The organism is Janthinobacterium sp. LPB2021202312-11-4 (genome assembly GCF_037049705.1).
Taxonomy (GTDB): domain Bacteria; phylum Pseudomonadota; class Gammaproteobacteria; order Pseudomonadales; family Pseudomonadaceae; genus Aquipseudomonas.
Map to the genome: position 1 here is coordinate 235,335 of NZ_JBAGKV010000001.1, position 16,235 is coordinate 251,569.

Below are 16,235 nucleotides of genomic sequence, written 5' to 3' on the forward strand. Positions count from 1 at the left end.
CTATGAACGACACAAACCTGTAGGAGCAAGGCTTGCCCGCGAAGAGGCCAGCACCATCACCACAACTTCCAATGACAGAACATCACAAATCGGCCATCTGCTCCTGCACCCGAATCAAAAGCTGCCCAGCACTTTCCAACAACTGCGCCAACAACGCCGGATCTTCATCCATATAACCTTCGTACTCCGCCAGGTTTCGTCGCTCATGACACAAGGCAAACAACCGAACCTGCACCTTCCCGATATCCGCCGTATGAATCAGGCACTGAAACACCAGATATCGCTTATCCGACTGGTAACTACACAAGCGAAGCGCCGTCAGAGCCAACGCATGCGCAGCGTTGTAAGCCAGGTCGAATCGGCTCGCGAAGGACAGCGAAGGTGTTTGCGCATCTTTCAATCGATCCACCGCCGAACGCATCAGCCCTTCGCATTCCTTGCGATCTGGCGGTTCGGCTTTCAGTCCACCGCTACGTAACAGGTTTTCCAGATTCTCGTTGCTGCCCATCCTTGGACTCCAAAGGGTTTTGCCCCATCAGATTGATCTTGTCCTGCTGCGCCACACGCACGACAAAACTGTTTTCAGCCGCCCGTTTCGCAGCCCAGTCGCCGGGGGTGTAGAGCGTCGGGTTGAGGACGCGGCCCAGTTGCTCCTCCAGGGGCATGAGCCGCTCCATCACTTCACCGTAGTACAGGCCTTCGCCGATCAGCATGAGATCAATGTCACTGGATGCGTTTGCCGAACCCTTGGCGATGGAGCCGTATACAAAGGCCCAGGTGATCTGCTCGGCAAAGGGTTGCAGCGCTTCACGCAGGGGCTCGGCGATGCCAAAGGTTTTGCGGGCGATGCCCAGCAGTTCGGCATAGATCGGGCAGTCGGGATTGGCTTGGTAATGGGTCTGGTTGCCCTGGCGGGTCAGGGTCAGCACGCCGGCCTGCTGCAACCGCTCCAGTTCGCGCATGAGGCTGCCTTTACCGACTTGAGCCCAGCGGGCGATTTCGTTGGCGTAAAAACTCTGGTCGGGCTTGCCGAACAACAAGCCCAGCACTTTTTGCTGGGTGGTGGTGAACAGGGCTTCGCTGAGGGAGAGGTTTTTCACAGTGGCTGCCAAAGAGTCCCAAAAAGGGAACGATAGGTCCCTTTTTGGGAATCTTCAACTGCGGCTCGCTGATTGAGGGTTGGTGTTTGACCATTCCCAAGCTCTGCGCGGGAATGATCAGGCGCTCAGGGGAAGGGTTGGCCGGGCTGACGCCTTCGCGGGCAAGCCTCGCTCCTACGGGTCGTGTCGTACACAAATTCCGCGAACACCATAAACCCCGTAGGAGCGAGGCTTGCCCGCGAAGAGGCCAGCACCATCACCGCAATGCCCAATGATCGAAAAGTCCCAAAAAAGGACCGATCAGTCCCTTTTTAGGAATCTTCAACTTTTGGCAGCCGAGTGGGGATTTGTGTTTAAAAGTTGCACAACATAAAGGGTTAGCGGCTACGCAATCTGACGTTGCGGACTACAGCGATGCAGGAAGCCCCTGACTGGTGGGGTTTTGCGTTGATCTTTATCGTTTGGGGGTCGCTGTGAACTCAGCGACCGGGATTGGAACCCCCGGGTGTTAACGAGGCAAAAACGCCTTTCATAACGTATGCTTGCGCACCTTTAATGGGTGCACTCCGTTATGGCGGCTGTGCGCGGGAGACCTTAGTGTCTGTCGGGTTTTGTCCGTTTGCCCGGGTTCCAACCCGCGTACGGCTGCCACCCCTTCGATTGGAACCCGAAGGAGCAGCTGAAACTCATTAAATGGAGCTTCACTATGTTCAAAGCCACTCCCAACCCCCCGGAATCCGGCACCGATTCCCAACCATCCCTCGACACAGAAAAAATGAAAGAAGCCGCCGACCGCGCCTTCGCCCACTACTTCCCCCCTACTGAAGAAAAACGATCCAAGCGCCGTAAATACCACCTCTTCGCCGTCGCCGAGGGCATCAACGACCCCGAAGCGCTGCTGGCCAATGCTTCAGAAGATTTGCTGTCCATCAGCGCGATTGCGGCCGATCTGGCGGACGATGTGGAAGGCTCGCGCCGTTCGGTAGCCCTGGCGATCAGCCGTTTGACAGACGGTGTGCAGTTGTTGGTCGAGCGGGTGCTGGATCACCATGAGGCAATGGCTGAGGCCAAAGTTTAGCCGTTGATTTTTTGGTGAATTGAGGGCCGCCTTCGCGGGCAAGCCTCGCTCCTACAGGGGAATTATGTCGTTCGCAGCAATCGCGTATCCCCCAAACCTGTAGGAGCGAGGCTTGCCCGCGAAGAGGCCCGTCAGACCAACCCCGCACTCACCAACAACTCTTCCAGCGCCAGCAAATCAGGCACTTTGGCCACTTGCTCCCCGACCTGCACCGCCGCTTGCTCCAGCGGACACAACGGCACATCCACATAGCTCAACTGGCTATCCAGCTTGTAAGAGCGAGGAATCCCCTGCACCAACAGCGCAATGAACTTCAACTCCGGTCGCCCGCCAAGCGCATTGAGGATGACGATCCGCGCTCGCTCGCCAATCACCACTTTATTTCCACACGCCGACTCGAAACTGAGCAGCGGAATCTGCCGATCCCGCCACGTCACCAGCCCCAGGTACCACGGCGGTGTATCAAGATCGAACGTCCCCGGTTGATAGTCGATCAACTCGGCGACGGCGACGTTGGGCAGGATCAAATTGCGGTCCGCCAGGGGCAGCAACAGCCCGGTGAGGTTGCTGGTGCGATGCTCAAGCATGGGTTTTGCTCCACAACGCGATGCTTTCGAGCAGCACCGATTCCTGATACGGCTTGCCGAGGTAGTCGTTGACGCCAATGGCCATGGCGCGGTCGCGGTGTTTCTGGCCGGTGCGGGAGGTGATCATGATGATCGGCAGGTGCTGCAAACGCTCATCGGCGCGCACCTGAGTGGCGACTTCGAAGCCGTCCATGCGCGGCATTTCGATGTCCAGCAGCATCACGTCGGGCAGGTGGTCTTCGAGCAGCAGCATGGCGTCGACCCCGTCCTTGGCGGTCAGTACGTTCATGCCGTGGCGTTCGAGCAAGCGGCTGGTGACCTTGCGCACCGTCACCGAGTCGTCCACCACCAACACCAGCAACGGCTTGTGCGGCTCGGCCTCGACTTCCTGGGTCACCGGCCGTTGCGGCACGCGGGTTTGCATGGCACGGATCGGCGCCAGCAAATCCAGAATCAGCACCACCCGGCCATCCCCCAGAATCGTCGCCCCGGACAAGCCTTGCACCGCCGCAAATTGCGGGCCGAGGCTTTTGACCACGATCTCCCGGGTGCCGGCCATGGAGTCCACTTGCACCGCGATGTGCCGTTCGTTGCATTGCACCAGCAACACCGGCAACGGCAGGCTCTGGCCCAGCAGTTTCGGGCGGGTGCTGGTTTTCAGCAGTTCGCCGAGGTAGCACAGTTCATAGTGCTGCCCGGCGTATTTGTAGGTCGGTGGATCGAGCCGGTAATGGCCTTCGAGTTCGTTGGGCAGCACGCGGACGATGCCGTCGATGGTGTTCAGCGGGATCGCGTATTGATCATCAAAGCACTGCACCATCAGCGCCCGGTTGACCGACACGGTAAACGGCAAACGAATACGGAAATGCACGCCCTGCCCCGCCGTCGAGTCGATGCTCATGCTGCCGCCGAGTTGCCGCACCTCTTCATGCACCACGTCCATACCCACGCCGCGCCCGGAAATCTGGGTGATTTTCTCGGCGGTGGAGAACCCCGGTTGCAGGATGAATTGCAGCACGTCGCGGTCGCTGATGTCGCTGTCCGGCGCGAGCATGCCGCGCTTGATCGCCTTGCGCCGCACCGCGTCCAGCGGCACGCCGGCACCGTCGTCGCGGATGTCGAAAATGATGTCGCCGCCCTCTCGCGACAGGTCCAGCGTGATACGCCCCTGGGCCGGTTTCCCCGCCGCGACCCGCACCTCGGCGGACTCCAAGCCGTGATCCACCGCATTGCGCAGCATGTGTTCCAGGGGCGCGGCCATGCGTTCCAGCACGTTGCGATCCATCTCGCCTTCGGCGTTGCCGACCACGAAGTCCACGTCCTTGCCCAACTCGCTGGACACCTGGCGCACGATGCGTTTCAGGCGCGGCAGCATCCGGTCGAACGGCACCATGCGCGTGCGCATCAGGCCTTCCTGCAATTCGGTGTTGATGCGGCCCTGCTGTTGCAGCAGGTTTTCCGCGTCCTGATTGGTTCGGTCGAGGGTTTCCTTGAGGTCGAGCAAGTCGGAGGCGGATTCGAACAGCGCCCGGGACAGTTGCTGCAATTGCGAATGACGGTCCATTTCCAGCGGATCGAATTCTTCGTAGCCCAGGCGTTCGGCTTCGACTTGCTGGCGGCTGAGAATCCGGCCCTGGGTTTCGGTGTCGAGACGGCGCAACTGGTCGCGCATCCGCTCAATGGTGGTTTCCATTTCGCTCAGGGCCACGCGGGCATCGTTGACCTGCTGCTCGATACGGCCACGGAAAATCGAGGTTTCCCCGGCGAGGTTGACCAAGTCGTCGAGCAACTCGGCCGAGACCTTGACCATATCGGCGCCGGCCTCTGGCGCCGGTGTTTCAACCTTAACGGCAGCCGGCGCCACGACCGGCGCTTCGGGCTCCACCGGATGGCTGAAGTTTTTGATCGCATCGATCAACCGATCCGCCGGCGGGCACGGTTGCCCGGCACGGGTGGCGTCGAGCATTTGCGCCAGTCGGTCGTGGCTGCTTTGCAACAGCGAGAACAACGCCGCCGTCGGTTGCAGCACGCCTGCCGACAGGCCTTCGTAAAGAAACTCCAGTTCATGGGCCAGATCGCCAATCGGGGCGATTTCCACCATCCGCGCGCCGCCCTTGAGCGTGTGCAAATCCCGCAATAGGGTTTCGACTTCCTGGCGGTTCGACGGCTCGGCCTGCCAGCGCACCAGCGCCGCGCCGGAGTTTTCGATGATGTCGAAACCTTCTTCGAGGAAGATCTCAAGCAACTCCGGGTCGTGGCCCGGCGAGTCATGTTCGTGCACCGACTCGACCACTTCAGGCGCGCTCGGGTTGCCCTGACGAAACTCGCGAATCGCCTCGATCACGTCCTGCGGATCACCCAATGGCTTGTGGTTTTGTAACTGCTCAAGCAGCAACGCCAAGCGGTCATGGCTGGTTTGCAACAACGTCGCCAGGGTTTCGCTGTGGCTGTAGCGGCGGTCCACCAGGCCTTCGTAGAGGTTTTCCAGTTCATGGGCCAGGTCGCCGACCGCCTCGACCTCGGCCATCCGCGCGCCGCCCTTGAGGGTGTGCAAATCCCGCTGCAAGGACGACAGCGGCGCGGCGTTGTCCGGGTCGTTCAGCCAGCGCTGCAAGGCCTGGCCGGCGCTTTCGAGGATATCCACCGCTTCTTCAAGGAAGATCGCAACGATCTCATCGTCGTGCTCAACCTGCGTCGCCGTTTGCGAAAGCTCAGCGGTGGCGCTGCCCAGTTCGCGAATGCTCAACGCCCGGCTGCCGTCGCTGCGGATCAGGCCCGTGGCCGACGGATCGAGACTGGTATCGAGCAACTCGCGCAAGGCCCGGACGCGTTCCGGTTGCGGGCTGACTTCCTGGCCCGCAGCCAGTTCGTCGAGCATATTGATCAGCGCTTCGTGAGCGCTTTGAGCCTCATGGAAAAACCCGTCGCTGACCGCCAGGCTGCTTTCTTCCACCGCGCCATACAGGTCGAGCAAGGCTTCACAGAGTTCATCCACCGGATGCAGATCGGCCAGGTGCGCGCCTTCGCCGAGGGTGGTCAGTTCATCCAGCAACGCGCTGAGTTCTTGGCGCTCGCCGGGGTGCTGCTGCCAGCGCTGCAACAAGCTTTCGGCGTCCAGCAGGATGTCCATGCCCTGGGCCAGAAAGTTGTTGATCAGTTGCGGATCGCGCTTGATCCGTAGGCCACGGTTTGGCGCGCTGAGGATGGCTTGCAGGTGATCTTCCACGACCGCATGCGTGCGTTCGATCAGCGAACGGGCGCCAGGAATCTCGGCCAGCGGATCGGTCTTGAGCTGGCGCAAGCCGAGACGGAACAAGCCTTCGGCTTCCAGCAGCAACTCGACTTCATCCAGGTCCAGGGCAATCAGGTGCGCCTTGTACTCGCGGGCCAGTTGATCCAGCGGCGCCGCGAGTTCGGCAATCGGCAACACGCCAGCCATGTAGGCGCTGCCCTTGAGGGTATGCAAGGCCCGCTGCAACTCGTCGCTGGCTTGCAACGGCATATGCTCGGCGGCTTGATCGAGGTAGCGATTGAGGCTGGCGAGGTGGGTTTCGGCTTCCTTGCGGAAGATCTCCAGCAACAGCGGATCGAGGGCGGCGACGTCCTGGGTGTCCTCGTCGGACAGCGGCGCCTCGCCCTTGGCCAAGGCATGGGCGCGGGCGGCCAAGCGGTCCACGTCGTCGCGCTGGCGCTGGGCATTGGCGGCAAATTCGCTGATGAGTTCCGGCAGCAGGTTCAGTACTTCGCTCAGCAACTGTTGCACCGCTGGCCCTGGCTCGACGCTGTGTTCCAGCACGCGGTTAAGCAGGTTTTCCAGGGTCCAGGCCAACTCGCCGAGCACCAGTGCGCGGACCATCCGGCCGCTGCCTTTGAAGGTGTGGAAGGCCCGGCGCAATTCGCTCAGGGCCGAGGCGTCGCCGGGATTCGCCGACCAGCGCGGCAGATGTTCGCGCAACACGTCCAGGACTTCGTCGGTTTCTTCGAGGAAGACTTCCCGCAGCTCATCGTCCACCGGCTCTTCGCCCGGTGGTGGCGGCAGCAGGCTGCCCGGGGTGTGCAGGGCCGGCGGGTTGACGGCGGACACCGGGCTGGCCAACACAGCGGCCAAGGATTGCACGGTGTCGGGGTCGTCCAGTTCCTGGAGGTCATGCATGACCTGGGCTTCGTTGGGGCTCAGCACATCGTCGAGCACCGGCACGCCTTTTTCGCTGGGGAAAAAACCGAGCGCCGCGAGGCTGTTTTCCGCCACGTCGAGCAGGTGTTCACCGGTCTCTTGCGGGTCGTCGTTCAGCCGTTCCAGGTAGTACTCGATGCTGGTGATGACGTCGGCCAGGCTGTCGAGTTGCTGCCAACCGGGATGATCGGTGTCCACCAGCAAGTGTTCGCGGATAAAGCCGTTGCACGCTTCGATCAGGCTGGCGGCACGGCTCAGGGGAATCATCGCCAGTGCACCGCGCACCTGGGTCAGCAACGCCGGCAAGGGCTGGAGTTGCTGGCGATCCCAATCGGCGTCGATGTAGTCGACGATCATGTCCTTAGCTTGTTGCAGGCAGATCCGCGCTTCGCGAATGACGATCTGGTGGATCTGGGTCAGGTCGGTGGTCGGCAGGCGACTTTCTTCCTGGCTCTCAGGTTCGACGGTGCCGACCATCCCGGCCAGGGTCGCTTCGACGTAGAGCAAGGCCCCGGCCACGTCCATCAGGATCGCGTCGTTGGGTTCACGCTGGCCTTGGGCGAGGCTGAGTACCACGGCGAGTTGATCAATGATGACTTTGCGCGGCTGGCCGAAACCAAGCACCGCCAACGTGTCGGCGATTTGCCGCAGCGGCGCCAGCAGGCTTTCGAGGTCGGAGGTGTGCTGGCGGTCGCTGCGCACGAACAGGTCGAGGCGTTCCTTGACCCGCACCAGTTCTTCGCACAACGCGGCGAGCACCGAGCGCATGGCGTCGCGGTCGGGACCGGCGAGGCGTGCGCGTTCTTCATCGACCATCGCGCTGTCGGGCAGCGCTTCGTCCAATCCGTAGCGATCTTTCATGGTCAGCATCTGCCCGGTGGGGTGTTCGGCTTTGGCAATGTAGAACAACAAGCTTTTGAACAGCTCGGGCGGCGGCGCCTGATTGACGCCGACCATGCCTTGTTCCAGCAAACGTTTGAGCTCTTTGTCAGCGTCCTTGAACAGGCTGCGCAGGGCCGGGCTGTTGGCAATCGCGCCTTTGCGCAAGCCTTCGACCAACGCCGAAGCCACCTGCCACAACGGGCTCAGCGGCGCATTGCCGCACAACGCTTCGAGCCGGGCGAAGACTTTGGCCAGGTAGTCCAGGTTCGTCTCGCCGTCCTGCTCGCGAAGCAAACCGACCAGCGCCATTTGCAACATCTGCCGCAATTTGCGCAGCACATTGGGTAATTCCGCCGGTTCCAGCAACGCCAGGGCTTCTTCGTCCAGCGGCGACAAGTCCGGCAGTTGCGGGCTGAACAGGCTGGTTTCCGACAACAGGCTTTCGCCCCGGGCACTGCGCAGATCGTTGATCAGCGGCAACACCACCAGCGGCAAGTCCCGGCGTGCGCCTTGCACCCGGTCGAGGTAGATCGGCAGTTGCCCCAGGGCCTGTCTTAACAGATGAATGGCTTCATCACGATGACTGACGCGGTTTTGTTGCAGGGCGACAGTCAGGTGTTCCATTTCTTCGGCGAGCAGGGCCGCGCCGTAGAACTCGACCATCTGCAAACTGCCATGGACCTGATGGATGCACGCCAGGCATTCGCTCAGCGCATGCGTCGCCTGCGGGTCATCAAGCAATGTTTCCAGCGCTTGATGAGCCTGCTTCAGCGTTTCGGCAATCTCGCCTTTGACCCACTCGAGGGCCACATAGTCGTGCCGATCACCCATAACCACTCCGCTACTTTCAATTCAGACGCCCAAGGGCGGTTCAAGCGTTGTCCGTGGCCTGCTTGGGCTCGGTCGGCAAAGTGAAACCCGAGACCGAGCGCCGCAACTGGCTGGCCATTTTCGCCAGGTTGCCGATGCTTTCGGCCGTCGCCGTGGAGCCGGACGAGGTCTGCGTGGTGATCTGCTGGATCACGTTCATGGTCAGGGAAATCTGCCCGGCCGACGACGTCTGTTGCTGCGCGGCGTTGGAAATACTCTGGATCAGCGCCGCCAGAGTCTTCGACACACCTTCGATTTCTTCCAGGGCCACCCCGGCATCCTGCGCCAGCCGCGCACCGCGCACCACTTCGGTGGTGGTCTGCTCCATCGAGATCACGGCTTCATTGGTATCAGTCTGGATCGCCCGGACGAGGGTTTCAATTTGTCGGGTCGCGGCGGACGAGCGCTCGGCCAAGCGCTGCACTTCGTCGGCGACCACGGCAAACCCGCGCCCGGCGTCACCGGCCATCGAGGCCTGGATCGCCGCGTTGAGCGCGAGGATGTTGGTCTGGTCGGCAATGTCGTCGATCAGGCTGACGATGTCGCCGATTTCCTGGGACGACTCGCCCAGACGCTTGATGCGTTTGGCGGTGTCCTGGATCTGTTCGCGGATGTTGTCCATGCCGTGGATGGTGTTGTGCACCACCTCGTTGCCCTTGTTGGCGATTTCCACCGAGCGCTCGGCCACCGCTGAGGATTCGGCGGCGTTGGCCGAGACCTGATCGATAGACTGGGCCATGTCGTTGATCGCGGTGGAGGCTTCGCTGATCTGCTGGGCCTGATGCTCCGAGGCCTGGGCCAGGTGCATGGCGGTGGCCTGGGTTTCCTGCACAGCGGCGGCAACTTGGCCGGCGGTGAGGTTGATGGTCGCCACCAGGTCGCGCAATTGGTCCACGGAATAGTTGATCGAGTCAGCGATGGTCCCGGTGAAGTCTTCGGTTACCGAAGCGGTCACGGTCAGGTCGCCGTCGGCGAGGTCTTCGATTTCGTCGAGCAGACGCATGATCGCGTTCTGGTTGCGCTCGTTCTTCTCGGCGGTCTCCTGAAGCTGCCGGTTGGTTTCGCGCACCATCACCAGGCCGATCAGGATGATCGACATCAGCGCCAGCAAGCCCAGCACGTAGCCGCCGATGGTGTCGGTGTTGCGCCCACCGGCGAGGTTTTCAAAACCGGTGGCCAGGTGCGAGGCTTCATCGAGCAGGGTCTGCGACAGGGTGAAAATGCTGGTGGCCGATTCCCGGACCTTGAACAGCTCCGGCGAGGTTTCGAGGATTTCATCCACCGAGCCGGAGACGAATTCAAACAGTTCGGAGATTTCCGTCAGGCGTGCGCGGGCATCCTTGTCTTCAACCTGACTGACTTTCAGCGTCGGGTTGCCCTGGAGCATGCCCGTGAGTACCTGGCCGAAACGCGCGGCATCACGGCCAAACGCGTCGGCGGCTTGCTGGGAGTTTTCGTCGCCCGACAGCACGGTGTTCACCGCGCCGAGAATCCGTTCCGCCAGCAATGACTGACGCTGGGCCATCGCCACTTGAGCCGCCGGGGCGCCACGCTGGAGCAGGATTTCCACGACTTTTTCGTACTCGACCTGCAACTGCGGCACGGTTTCGGCCAGGGTCGCGGCGACTTGATGCAGGGACAGCACAGTCTGTTCGCTGGAGAGAATGGCGTCGGTGTTTTTCAGCAGGCGTTCCCAATCCAGCTGCACGGCGCGCATTTCCGGGCGCACGATGGCCGGGGCGGGCGGCAGGCCGGTGCTCGGGTCGCCCTTTTTCAGGTAACCCCAGCGCTGGGCGAAGTCGTTGCGCGCATCGCTGAGCAATTTGAACGCGGCCGCCTTGCCGGCGGCGGCTTCGGTGGCGTTCTTGGCGATGCGCTGGGACAGCACGCGCAGCTCACCGGCGTGGCCGATGTACTGTTTGTCGTAGGTCGCCTGGGTATTGAGGTAAGCGAAGTTGGCGAACAGCAGCATGATGAAGATGATCAGCGCGATAAACAGCACGATGATCTGCGAGCGGCTGCGCGATCCTTCTGGCTTGCCTGTTTTTGCTTTTGTCATCGGTCCTCGCCTGTACTGCCCAATTCAACCCACCCCCTGCAGGAGCGAGGCTTGCCCGCGAAAGCGGTTATTCATTCAACATTAATGTCGACTGACACGGCGCCTTCGCGGGCAAGCCTCGCTCCTACGGGATTGCGGTGCCTACACCGCGACATGCATGAAGTCCTGGGACCGCGCCAACGCAAACGGGCTGAACACTTGCCAGCTCTGTTCGCGCTGGAACCGGCCTTTGACGAACGCGCTGATCGGGCCGTTCAGCTCGTTCGGCGGCACCGGCTCCAGGCTGTCCTGGGCAAAGTGCTGCAAACCGTAGACTTCATCGACCATCAACCCGGCAAACACGTCTTTGTATTCCACCACCAGCACCCGCCGCTGCTTGCGCACCGCCGACAGCTCATAACCGAAAAAGCCACACACATCCATGATCGGCAGCAGCCGCCCGCGCAGGTTGGCCACACCCTTGACCCAGGGTTTGACGCCGGGCAGTTGAGTGAATCGCGGTTCATGCAGGACTTCGCTGACTTCGCCCATAGGCGCGACGTACCAGTGCTCGCCCAGGCGAAAGCCGATGCCGCTCCAGCTGTCCTGGCGGGTCGGCTGGGACGGCAAGTCCGCCGCCAGCACGCGACAACGCTGGTCGATCTGCAGCAGCAGTTCGAAAGCCGTGAGCGACTCGGTCATGGCCGTACGATCAACCGGCCAGCACGTTGTTCAGGGTTTTGATCAGGGTGTCTTCATCGACCGGTTTGGTCAGGTAATCCTTGGCGCCCTGGCGGGTGCCCCAGACCTTGTCGGTTTCCTGATCCTTGGTGGTGATGATGATCACCGGGATGTGCCCGGTTTCCGGGTCTTTGGTCAACTGGCGGGTCGCCTGGAAACCGTTGAGGCCGGGCATGACGATGTCCATCAATACCGCATCCGGTTTTTCCTGACGGGCCAGGGCCACGCCGTCGGCGCCGTTCTCGGCTTTCAACACTTCATGCCCGTGCTTTTCCAGCATGCCGGTCAGTTTGTACATTTCAGTCGGCGAATCATCGACGATCAGAATACGTGCCATGGTCTTCCCCATTCTTCTTGTCGACGCCGGGCCCGTTGGCCGAGCGTCACTGTGCGTGTCCTACTGCGGCAAAACGGCGGCAAAGCCCGGAACATGGGCCTGGATCGCGTTCAGCAGTTCTTCCTTGCTGAAAGGCTTGGTCAAAAACTGGTCGGAGCCGACGATGCGCCCCTTGGCCTTGTCAAACAGCCCGTCCTTGGACGACAGCATAATCACTGGCGTGGACTTGAACGCACTGTTGTTCTTGATTAAAGCGCAGGTCTGATAACCATCCAGGCGCGGCATCATGATGTCGACAAAGATGATGCCGGGGTGATTGTCGGCGATCTTGGCCAGCGCATCGAAACCATCGATGGCGGTAATGACTTCGCAACCCACATTCTTCAATAGCGTTTCGGCGGTGCGACGAATCGTCTTCGAATCGTCGATCACCATGACCTTCAAGGCGCTGGAATGCTGTTCCATAAATGCTCTACCGTCGCCTTTGCGAATCAATTTGTCCGTTTGACGGCTCCAAACCCTTGATGCTCAAGGGCCAGCACGACATGGCGACCTTTTTAGCACAGTCTCAATAACCAATCTATCGGCCGACCCGCGCAGTGGTTTTTCCTTGACCGGGAACACACTCAGCGCCACTCTGACGCCACTTTTTCCGGCCTTGTGCCCACCCCAATTTCGAGGAAATACCCATGAGCGTTCGCGTCGGGATTGTCATGGACCCTATTGCCAACATCTCCTATAAAAAGGACAGCTCGCTGGCCATGCTGCTGGCCGCGCAGAAGCGCGGTTGGGAACTGTTCTATATGGAACAGCAGGACTTGTACCAGGGCGAAGGTGAAGCCCGGGCGCGGATGCGGCCGCTGAAAGTGTTCGCCAACCCGGAAAAATGGTTTGAGCTGGAAGCCGAGACCGACGCGCTGCTGAGCGATCTGGATGTGATCCTGATGCGCAAGGACCCGCCGTTCGACATGGAATTCGTCTACTCCACCTACCTGTTGGAGCAAGCCGAGCGCGCGGGCGTGCTGGTGGTCAACAAGCCCCAGAGCCTGCGCGACTGCAACGAAAAGCTGTTTGCCACGCTGTTCCCGCAGTGCACGCCGCCAACCGTGGTCAGCCGCCGCGCCGACGTGCTGCGTGAATTCGCCGCCAAACACGGCGATGTGATCCTCAAGCCCCTGGACGGTATGGGCGGCACCTCGATTTTCCGTCACCGCGCCGGTGACCCGAACCTGTCGGTGATTCTCGAAACCCTGACCGCGCTGGGCACCCAGCAGATCATGGGCCAGGCTTACCTGCCGGCCATCAAGGATGGCGACAAGCGCATCCTGATGATCGACGGCGAGCCGGTGGATTACTGCCTGGCGCGGATTCCGGCGGCGGGCGAAACCCGTGGCAACCTCGCGGCCGGTGGTCGTGGCGAAGCGCGCCCGCTGAGCGACAAGGATCGCTGGATCGCCGCCCAGGTCGGCCCGACCCTGCGTGAAAAAGGCCTGCTCTTCGTGGGCCTGGACGTGATCGGCGAGAGCCTGACCGAAATCAACGTCACCAGCCCGACCTGCATTCGCGAGATTGATAACGCGTTTGGCACCGACATCGGTGGCCTGCTGATGGATGCCATCGATCAGAAGCTCAAGGCCCGTTGATATAGAACAGCCAGGAAACGACCAACATTGCGTTATCATCCCCGGCCTGTAAAAAACGCGATGTTGGTTTTCTTGTCATGACGCTCCCGTCCGATCTGCCCGTTGAACTCGCCCATCGTGGCGTGCGCCCGGCCGATCGCCTCGGTTTTACCCTGTTTCTCGCGGCGTTGATTCACCTGGCCTTGCTGTTGGGCGTCGGTTTTACGATGGTCGAGCCCAAACAGATCAGCAAAACCCTGGAAATCACCCTCGCCACCTTCAAAAGCGAAACCAAGCCTAAAAAAGCTGATTTCCTCGCTCAGGAAAATCAGCAAGGCAGCGGCACCCTGGATAAAAAGGCAATCCCCAAGACCACCGAGGTCGCGCCGTTCCAGGACACCAAGGTGCAGAAAGTCACCCCGCCGCCGGCCGCCAAGCCTGAAGTGCAGGAAGCCGCGCCCAAGGCTGCCGTGACGACCGTCGCGCCGAAGCCGAAAAAAGCCGTCGCCAAGAACGAAGAACCTAAAAGCGAACCCAAACCCGCCGTGGCCGCGCCGACGTTTGATAGCTCGCAGCTGTCCAGCGACATCGCCAGCCTGGAAGCGGAGCTGGCCAACGAACAGCAGTTGTACGCCAAACGCCCGCGTATCCACCGTTTGAGCGCGGCCTCGACCATGCGCGACAAAGGTGCCTGGTATAAGGACGAGTGGCGCAAGAAGGTCGAGCGCATCGGCAACCTCAATTACCCCGACGAAGCGCGTCGCAAGCAGATCTACGGCAACTTGCGCCTGATGGTCTCGATCAATAGCGACGGCTCGCTGTTTGAGGTGCTGGTGCTGGAGTCGTCCGGGCAACCGCTGCTGGATCAGGCGGCCCAGCGGATTGTGCGGCTGGCGGCGCCGTTTGCCCCGTTTACCGGGGATTTGTCGGATGTCGATCGGCTGGAAATCATCCGCACCTGGAAATTCGCCCGCGGCGACAAGCTCTTCAGTAACTGACACTCCGCAAATCCCCTGTGGGAGCGGGCTTGCTCGCGAATACGGTGTGTCATTCAACATTCATATCGACTGACACACCGCATTCGCGAGCAAGCCCGCTCCCACATTTGATCGGCGTCGACTGCCAAATTGCGGCATCCCCAGCTTGTCAGTTCGCCCCTCCAACGCCACACTAGCGCACATGAAGAACGTCAGCCCCAGCTACCTCAAGCATCACTTCCTGATCGCCATGCCCCACATGGCCGACCCGAACTTTGCGCACACCTTGACCTACATCGTCGAGCACACGGCCAATGGTGCCATGGGGCTGGTGGTCAACCGCCCGCAAGACCTGAATCTGGCCGATATCCTCGAGCAACTGCGCCCGGACATCGAGCCACCAGTGTTGTGCCAGCATGTACCGATCTTTATCGGCGGCCCGGTGCAGACCGATCGCGGGTTTGTCCTGCACCCGTCCGGCAAAAGCTTCCAGGCGACGGTCGAGCTCGATGGCCAATTGGCCCTGTCGACCTCCCAGGACGTGCTCTTCGCCATCGCTGACGGCGTCGGCCCGGCGAAAAGCGTGATCACCCTCGGCTACGCCGGTTGGGAAGCCGGGCAACTGGAAGCCGAACTGGCCGACAACGCCTGGCTGACCTGCCCGTATGACGCTGACATCCTGTTCAACACCAGCAGCGAATTGCGCCTCGACGCGGCGGCCAAGCACCTGGGCATCAACCTCAGCCTGCTGACCAGTCAGGCGGGCCACGCCTGATGGCCCTGCGACTGATTCTGGGTTTCGACTACGGCACCAAACAGATCGGCGTCGCGGTCGGCCAGGTGATTACCGGCCAGGCCCGCGAGCTGTGCACCTTGAAGGCACAAAACGGTATCCCCGACTGGAATCAGGTCGAAGCCCTGATCAAGGAATGGAAGCCGGACGCCGTGGTGGTCGGCCTGCCGCTGAACATGGACGGTACGCCGAGCGACATGTGCCTGCGGGCCGAAAAATTCGCCCGTCGCCTCAACGGCCGCTACAACCTGCCCTTCTATACCCACGACGAACGCCTGACCACGTTTGAAGCCAAGGGCGAGCGACGTGATCGTGGCGGCCAGAAAGGCAGTTACCGCGACAACCCGGTCGACGCCATCGCCGCCGCCCTGCTGCTGCAAGGCTGGCTCGACGAAAACACCGCGCTTTTTGAATCCTGAGCATCGAATCCTGAAGAGCCGCAACACGCGACTCTACTTAGCGACAACCCGAGCCAAACCCCGCACGCACCGGCTCGGGCCCAAGAAGGAGCAACCATGAGCCTGCCCAATCCCGCCGAACTGATCAGCCAGATGGCGATCCGTCTCACGGCACACCTGGAACACCGTGGCATCAGCGAACCGCGTTACATCGGTATCCGTACCGGCGGCGTCTGGGTCGCCCAGGCGTTGCTCGATGAACTGGGCAGCGACTCGCCCCTCGGCACCCTCGATGTCTCCTTCTACCGCGACGACTTCAGCCAGAACGGCCTGCACCCGCAAGTGCGCCCGTCGGCCCTGCCGTTCGAGATCGAAGGCCAGCACCTGGTGCTGATCGACGACGTGCTGATGAGCGGCCGCACCATCCGCGCCGCCATGAACGAACTGTTCGACTACGGCCGCCCGGCCAGCGTGACGCTGGTATGCCTGCTGGACCTGGACGCCGGCGAGCTGCCGATCCGCCCGAACGTGGTGGGCGCGACGCTGTCGCTGGCCGCCCACGAACGGGTGAAGCTGTCCGGTCCGTCGCCGCTGGTGCTTGAACTGCAAGACCTCGCCCTTTAATTCGCCCTATTGAG

The 16,235-nt window shown here is 61.4% G+C and carries 14 protein-coding genes; 6 read left to right on the forward strand and 8 right to left on the reverse strand.

The window, feature by feature from the left end; translation table 11 throughout:
• Positions 1–82: 82 nt before the first annotated feature.
• Both V5E99_RS01025 and V5E99_RS01030 read right to left on the reverse strand, forming a co-directional pair.
• On the reverse strand, positions 83–508 hold the full coding sequence (locus V5E99_RS01025) for a hypothetical protein (protein WP_499800240.1): 426 nt from the start codon (positions 506–508) through the stop codon (positions 83–85).
• Complete coding sequence (locus V5E99_RS01030; protein ID WP_499800242.1) at positions 471–1,100, reverse strand: nucleotidyltransferase domain-containing protein; 630 nt, start codon at positions 1,098–1,100, stop codon at positions 471–473. The genes V5E99_RS01025 and V5E99_RS01030 overlap by 38 nt, the downstream gene beginning before the upstream one ends.
• Before the next feature lie 706 nt (positions 1,101–1,806).
• Between V5E99_RS01030 and V5E99_RS01035 the strand changes: the two genes are divergently transcribed.
• Positions 1,807–2,178 (forward strand): DUF6124 family protein, encoded by a 372-nt coding sequence (locus V5E99_RS01035; RefSeq protein ID WP_499800244.1) that lies wholly within the window; start codon positions 1,807–1,809, stop codon positions 2,176–2,178.
• Positions 2,179–2,309: 131 nt separating this feature from the next.
• Here V5E99_RS01035 and V5E99_RS01040 read toward each other — a convergent pair whose 3' ends face one another.
• The 6 genes from V5E99_RS01040 to pilG all read right to left on the reverse strand — a co-directional run bounded on the left by V5E99_RS01040 (position 2,310) and on the right by pilG (position 12,272).
• Positions 2,310–2,765, reverse strand: a complete 456-nt coding sequence (locus V5E99_RS01040) for a chemotaxis protein CheW (protein ID WP_499800245.1) — start codon at positions 2,763–2,765, stop codon at positions 2,310–2,312.
• Entirely contained in the window at positions 2,758–8,652 is a 5,895-nt protein-coding gene (locus tag V5E99_RS01045) for an Hpt domain-containing protein (RefSeq protein ID WP_499800246.1), read from the reverse strand. Before V5E99_RS01045 ends, V5E99_RS01040 begins: the two co-directional genes overlap by 8 nt.
• 40 nt (positions 8,653–8,692) lie before the next feature.
• Positions 8,693–10,750 (reverse strand): methyl-accepting chemotaxis protein, encoded by a 2,058-nt coding sequence (locus V5E99_RS01050; protein WP_499800248.1) that lies wholly within the window; start codon positions 10,748–10,750, stop codon positions 8,693–8,695.
• Positions 10,751–10,891: 141 nt separating this feature from the next.
• Positions 10,892–11,431 carry a chemotaxis protein CheW gene (locus tag V5E99_RS01055; RefSeq protein WP_499800250.1) on the reverse strand — a complete coding sequence of 180 codons (540 nt, stop codon included), beginning with the start codon at positions 11,429–11,431 and terminating at the stop codon, positions 10,892–10,894.
• A gap of 10 nt (positions 11,432–11,441) precedes the next feature.
• A complete protein-coding gene (gene pilH, locus V5E99_RS01060; protein WP_007897961.1) occupies positions 11,442–11,807 on the reverse strand; it encodes a twitching motility response regulator PilH in 366 nt (121 codons plus the stop codon).
• A gap of 60 nt (positions 11,808–11,867) precedes the next feature.
• Positions 11,868–12,272, reverse strand: a complete 405-nt coding sequence (gene pilG / locus V5E99_RS01065; RefSeq protein WP_008152601.1) for a twitching motility response regulator PilG — start codon at positions 12,270–12,272, stop codon at positions 11,868–11,870.
• Positions 12,273–12,496: 224 nt separating this feature from the next.
• On the opposite strand from pilG, the gene gshB reads away from it, so the two are divergent.
• From gshB to pyrR, 5 genes are all read left to right on the forward strand, one after another.
• Complete coding sequence (gene gshB, locus V5E99_RS01070) at positions 12,497–13,450, forward strand: glutathione synthase (protein WP_499800252.1); 954 nt, start codon at positions 12,497–12,499, stop codon at positions 13,448–13,450.
• Between the two features lie 77 nt (positions 13,451–13,527).
• Positions 13,528–14,427 (forward strand): TonB family protein, encoded by a 900-nt coding sequence (locus V5E99_RS01075; RefSeq protein WP_499800254.1) that lies wholly within the window; start codon positions 13,528–13,530, stop codon positions 14,425–14,427.
• A 145-nt stretch (positions 14,428–14,572) separates the two neighbouring features.
• A complete protein-coding gene (locus tag V5E99_RS01080; protein WP_499800258.1) occupies positions 14,573–15,181 on the forward strand; it encodes a YqgE/AlgH family protein in 609 nt (202 codons plus the stop codon).
• Positions 15,181–15,618 carry a Holliday junction resolvase RuvX gene (gene ruvX, locus V5E99_RS01085; protein ID WP_005792259.1) on the forward strand — a complete coding sequence of 146 codons (438 nt, stop codon included), beginning with the start codon at positions 15,181–15,183 and terminating at the stop codon, positions 15,616–15,618. The genes V5E99_RS01080 and ruvX overlap by 1 nt, the downstream gene beginning before the upstream one ends.
• A 96-nt stretch (positions 15,619–15,714) precedes the next feature.
• Positions 15,715–16,221, forward strand: coding sequence for a bifunctional pyr operon transcriptional regulator/uracil phosphoribosyltransferase PyrR (gene pyrR, locus V5E99_RS01090; RefSeq protein WP_499800260.1), 507 nt, complete (start codon positions 15,715–15,717; stop codon positions 16,219–16,221).
• The last annotated feature ends 14 nt before the right edge of the window (positions 16,222–16,235 follow it).

What these genes read in the sequence shown, in the direction of transcription:
- V5E99_RS01035 (WP_499800244.1), top strand. Translation starts at nt 1,807, where the DNA reads ATGTTCAAAGCCACTCCCAACCCCCCGGAATCCGGCACCGATTCCCAA.
- V5E99_RS01050 (WP_499800248.1), bottom strand. Translation starts at nt 10,750, where the DNA reads ATGACAAAAGCAAAAACAGGCAAGCCAGAAGGATCGCGCAGCCGCTCG.
- pyrR (WP_499800260.1), top strand. Translation starts at nt 15,715, where the DNA reads ATGAGCCTGCCCAATCCCGCCGAACTGATCAGCCAGATGGCGATCCGT.
- V5E99_RS01040 (WP_499800245.1), bottom strand. Translation starts at nt 2,765, where the DNA reads ATGCTTGAGCATCGCACCAGCAACCTCACCGGGCTGTTGCTGCCCCTG.
- V5E99_RS01025 (WP_499800240.1), bottom strand. Translation starts at nt 508, where the DNA reads ATGGGCAGCAACGAGAATCTGGAAAACCTGTTACGTAGCGGTGGACTG.
- pilG (WP_008152601.1), bottom strand. Translation starts at nt 12,272, where the DNA reads ATGGAACAGCATTCCAGCGCCTTGAAGGTCATGGTGATCGACGATTCG.
- gshB (WP_499800252.1), top strand. Translation starts at nt 12,497, where the DNA reads ATGAGCGTTCGCGTCGGGATTGTCATGGACCCTATTGCCAACATCTCC.
- pilH (WP_007897961.1), bottom strand. Translation starts at nt 11,807, where the DNA reads ATGGCACGTATTCTGATCGTCGATGATTCGCCGACTGAAATGTACAAA.
- V5E99_RS01045 (WP_499800246.1), bottom strand. Translation starts at nt 8,652, where the DNA reads ATGGGTGATCGGCACGACTATGTGGCCCTCGAGTGGGTCAAAGGCGAG.
- ruvX (WP_005792259.1), top strand. Translation starts at nt 15,181, where the DNA reads ATGGCCCTGCGACTGATTCTGGGTTTCGACTACGGCACCAAACAGATC.
- V5E99_RS01055 (WP_499800250.1), bottom strand. Translation starts at nt 11,431, where the DNA reads ATGACCGAGTCGCTCACGGCTTTCGAACTGCTGCTGCAGATCGACCAG.
- V5E99_RS01075 (WP_499800254.1), top strand. Translation starts at nt 13,528, where the DNA reads ATGACGCTCCCGTCCGATCTGCCCGTTGAACTCGCCCATCGTGGCGTG.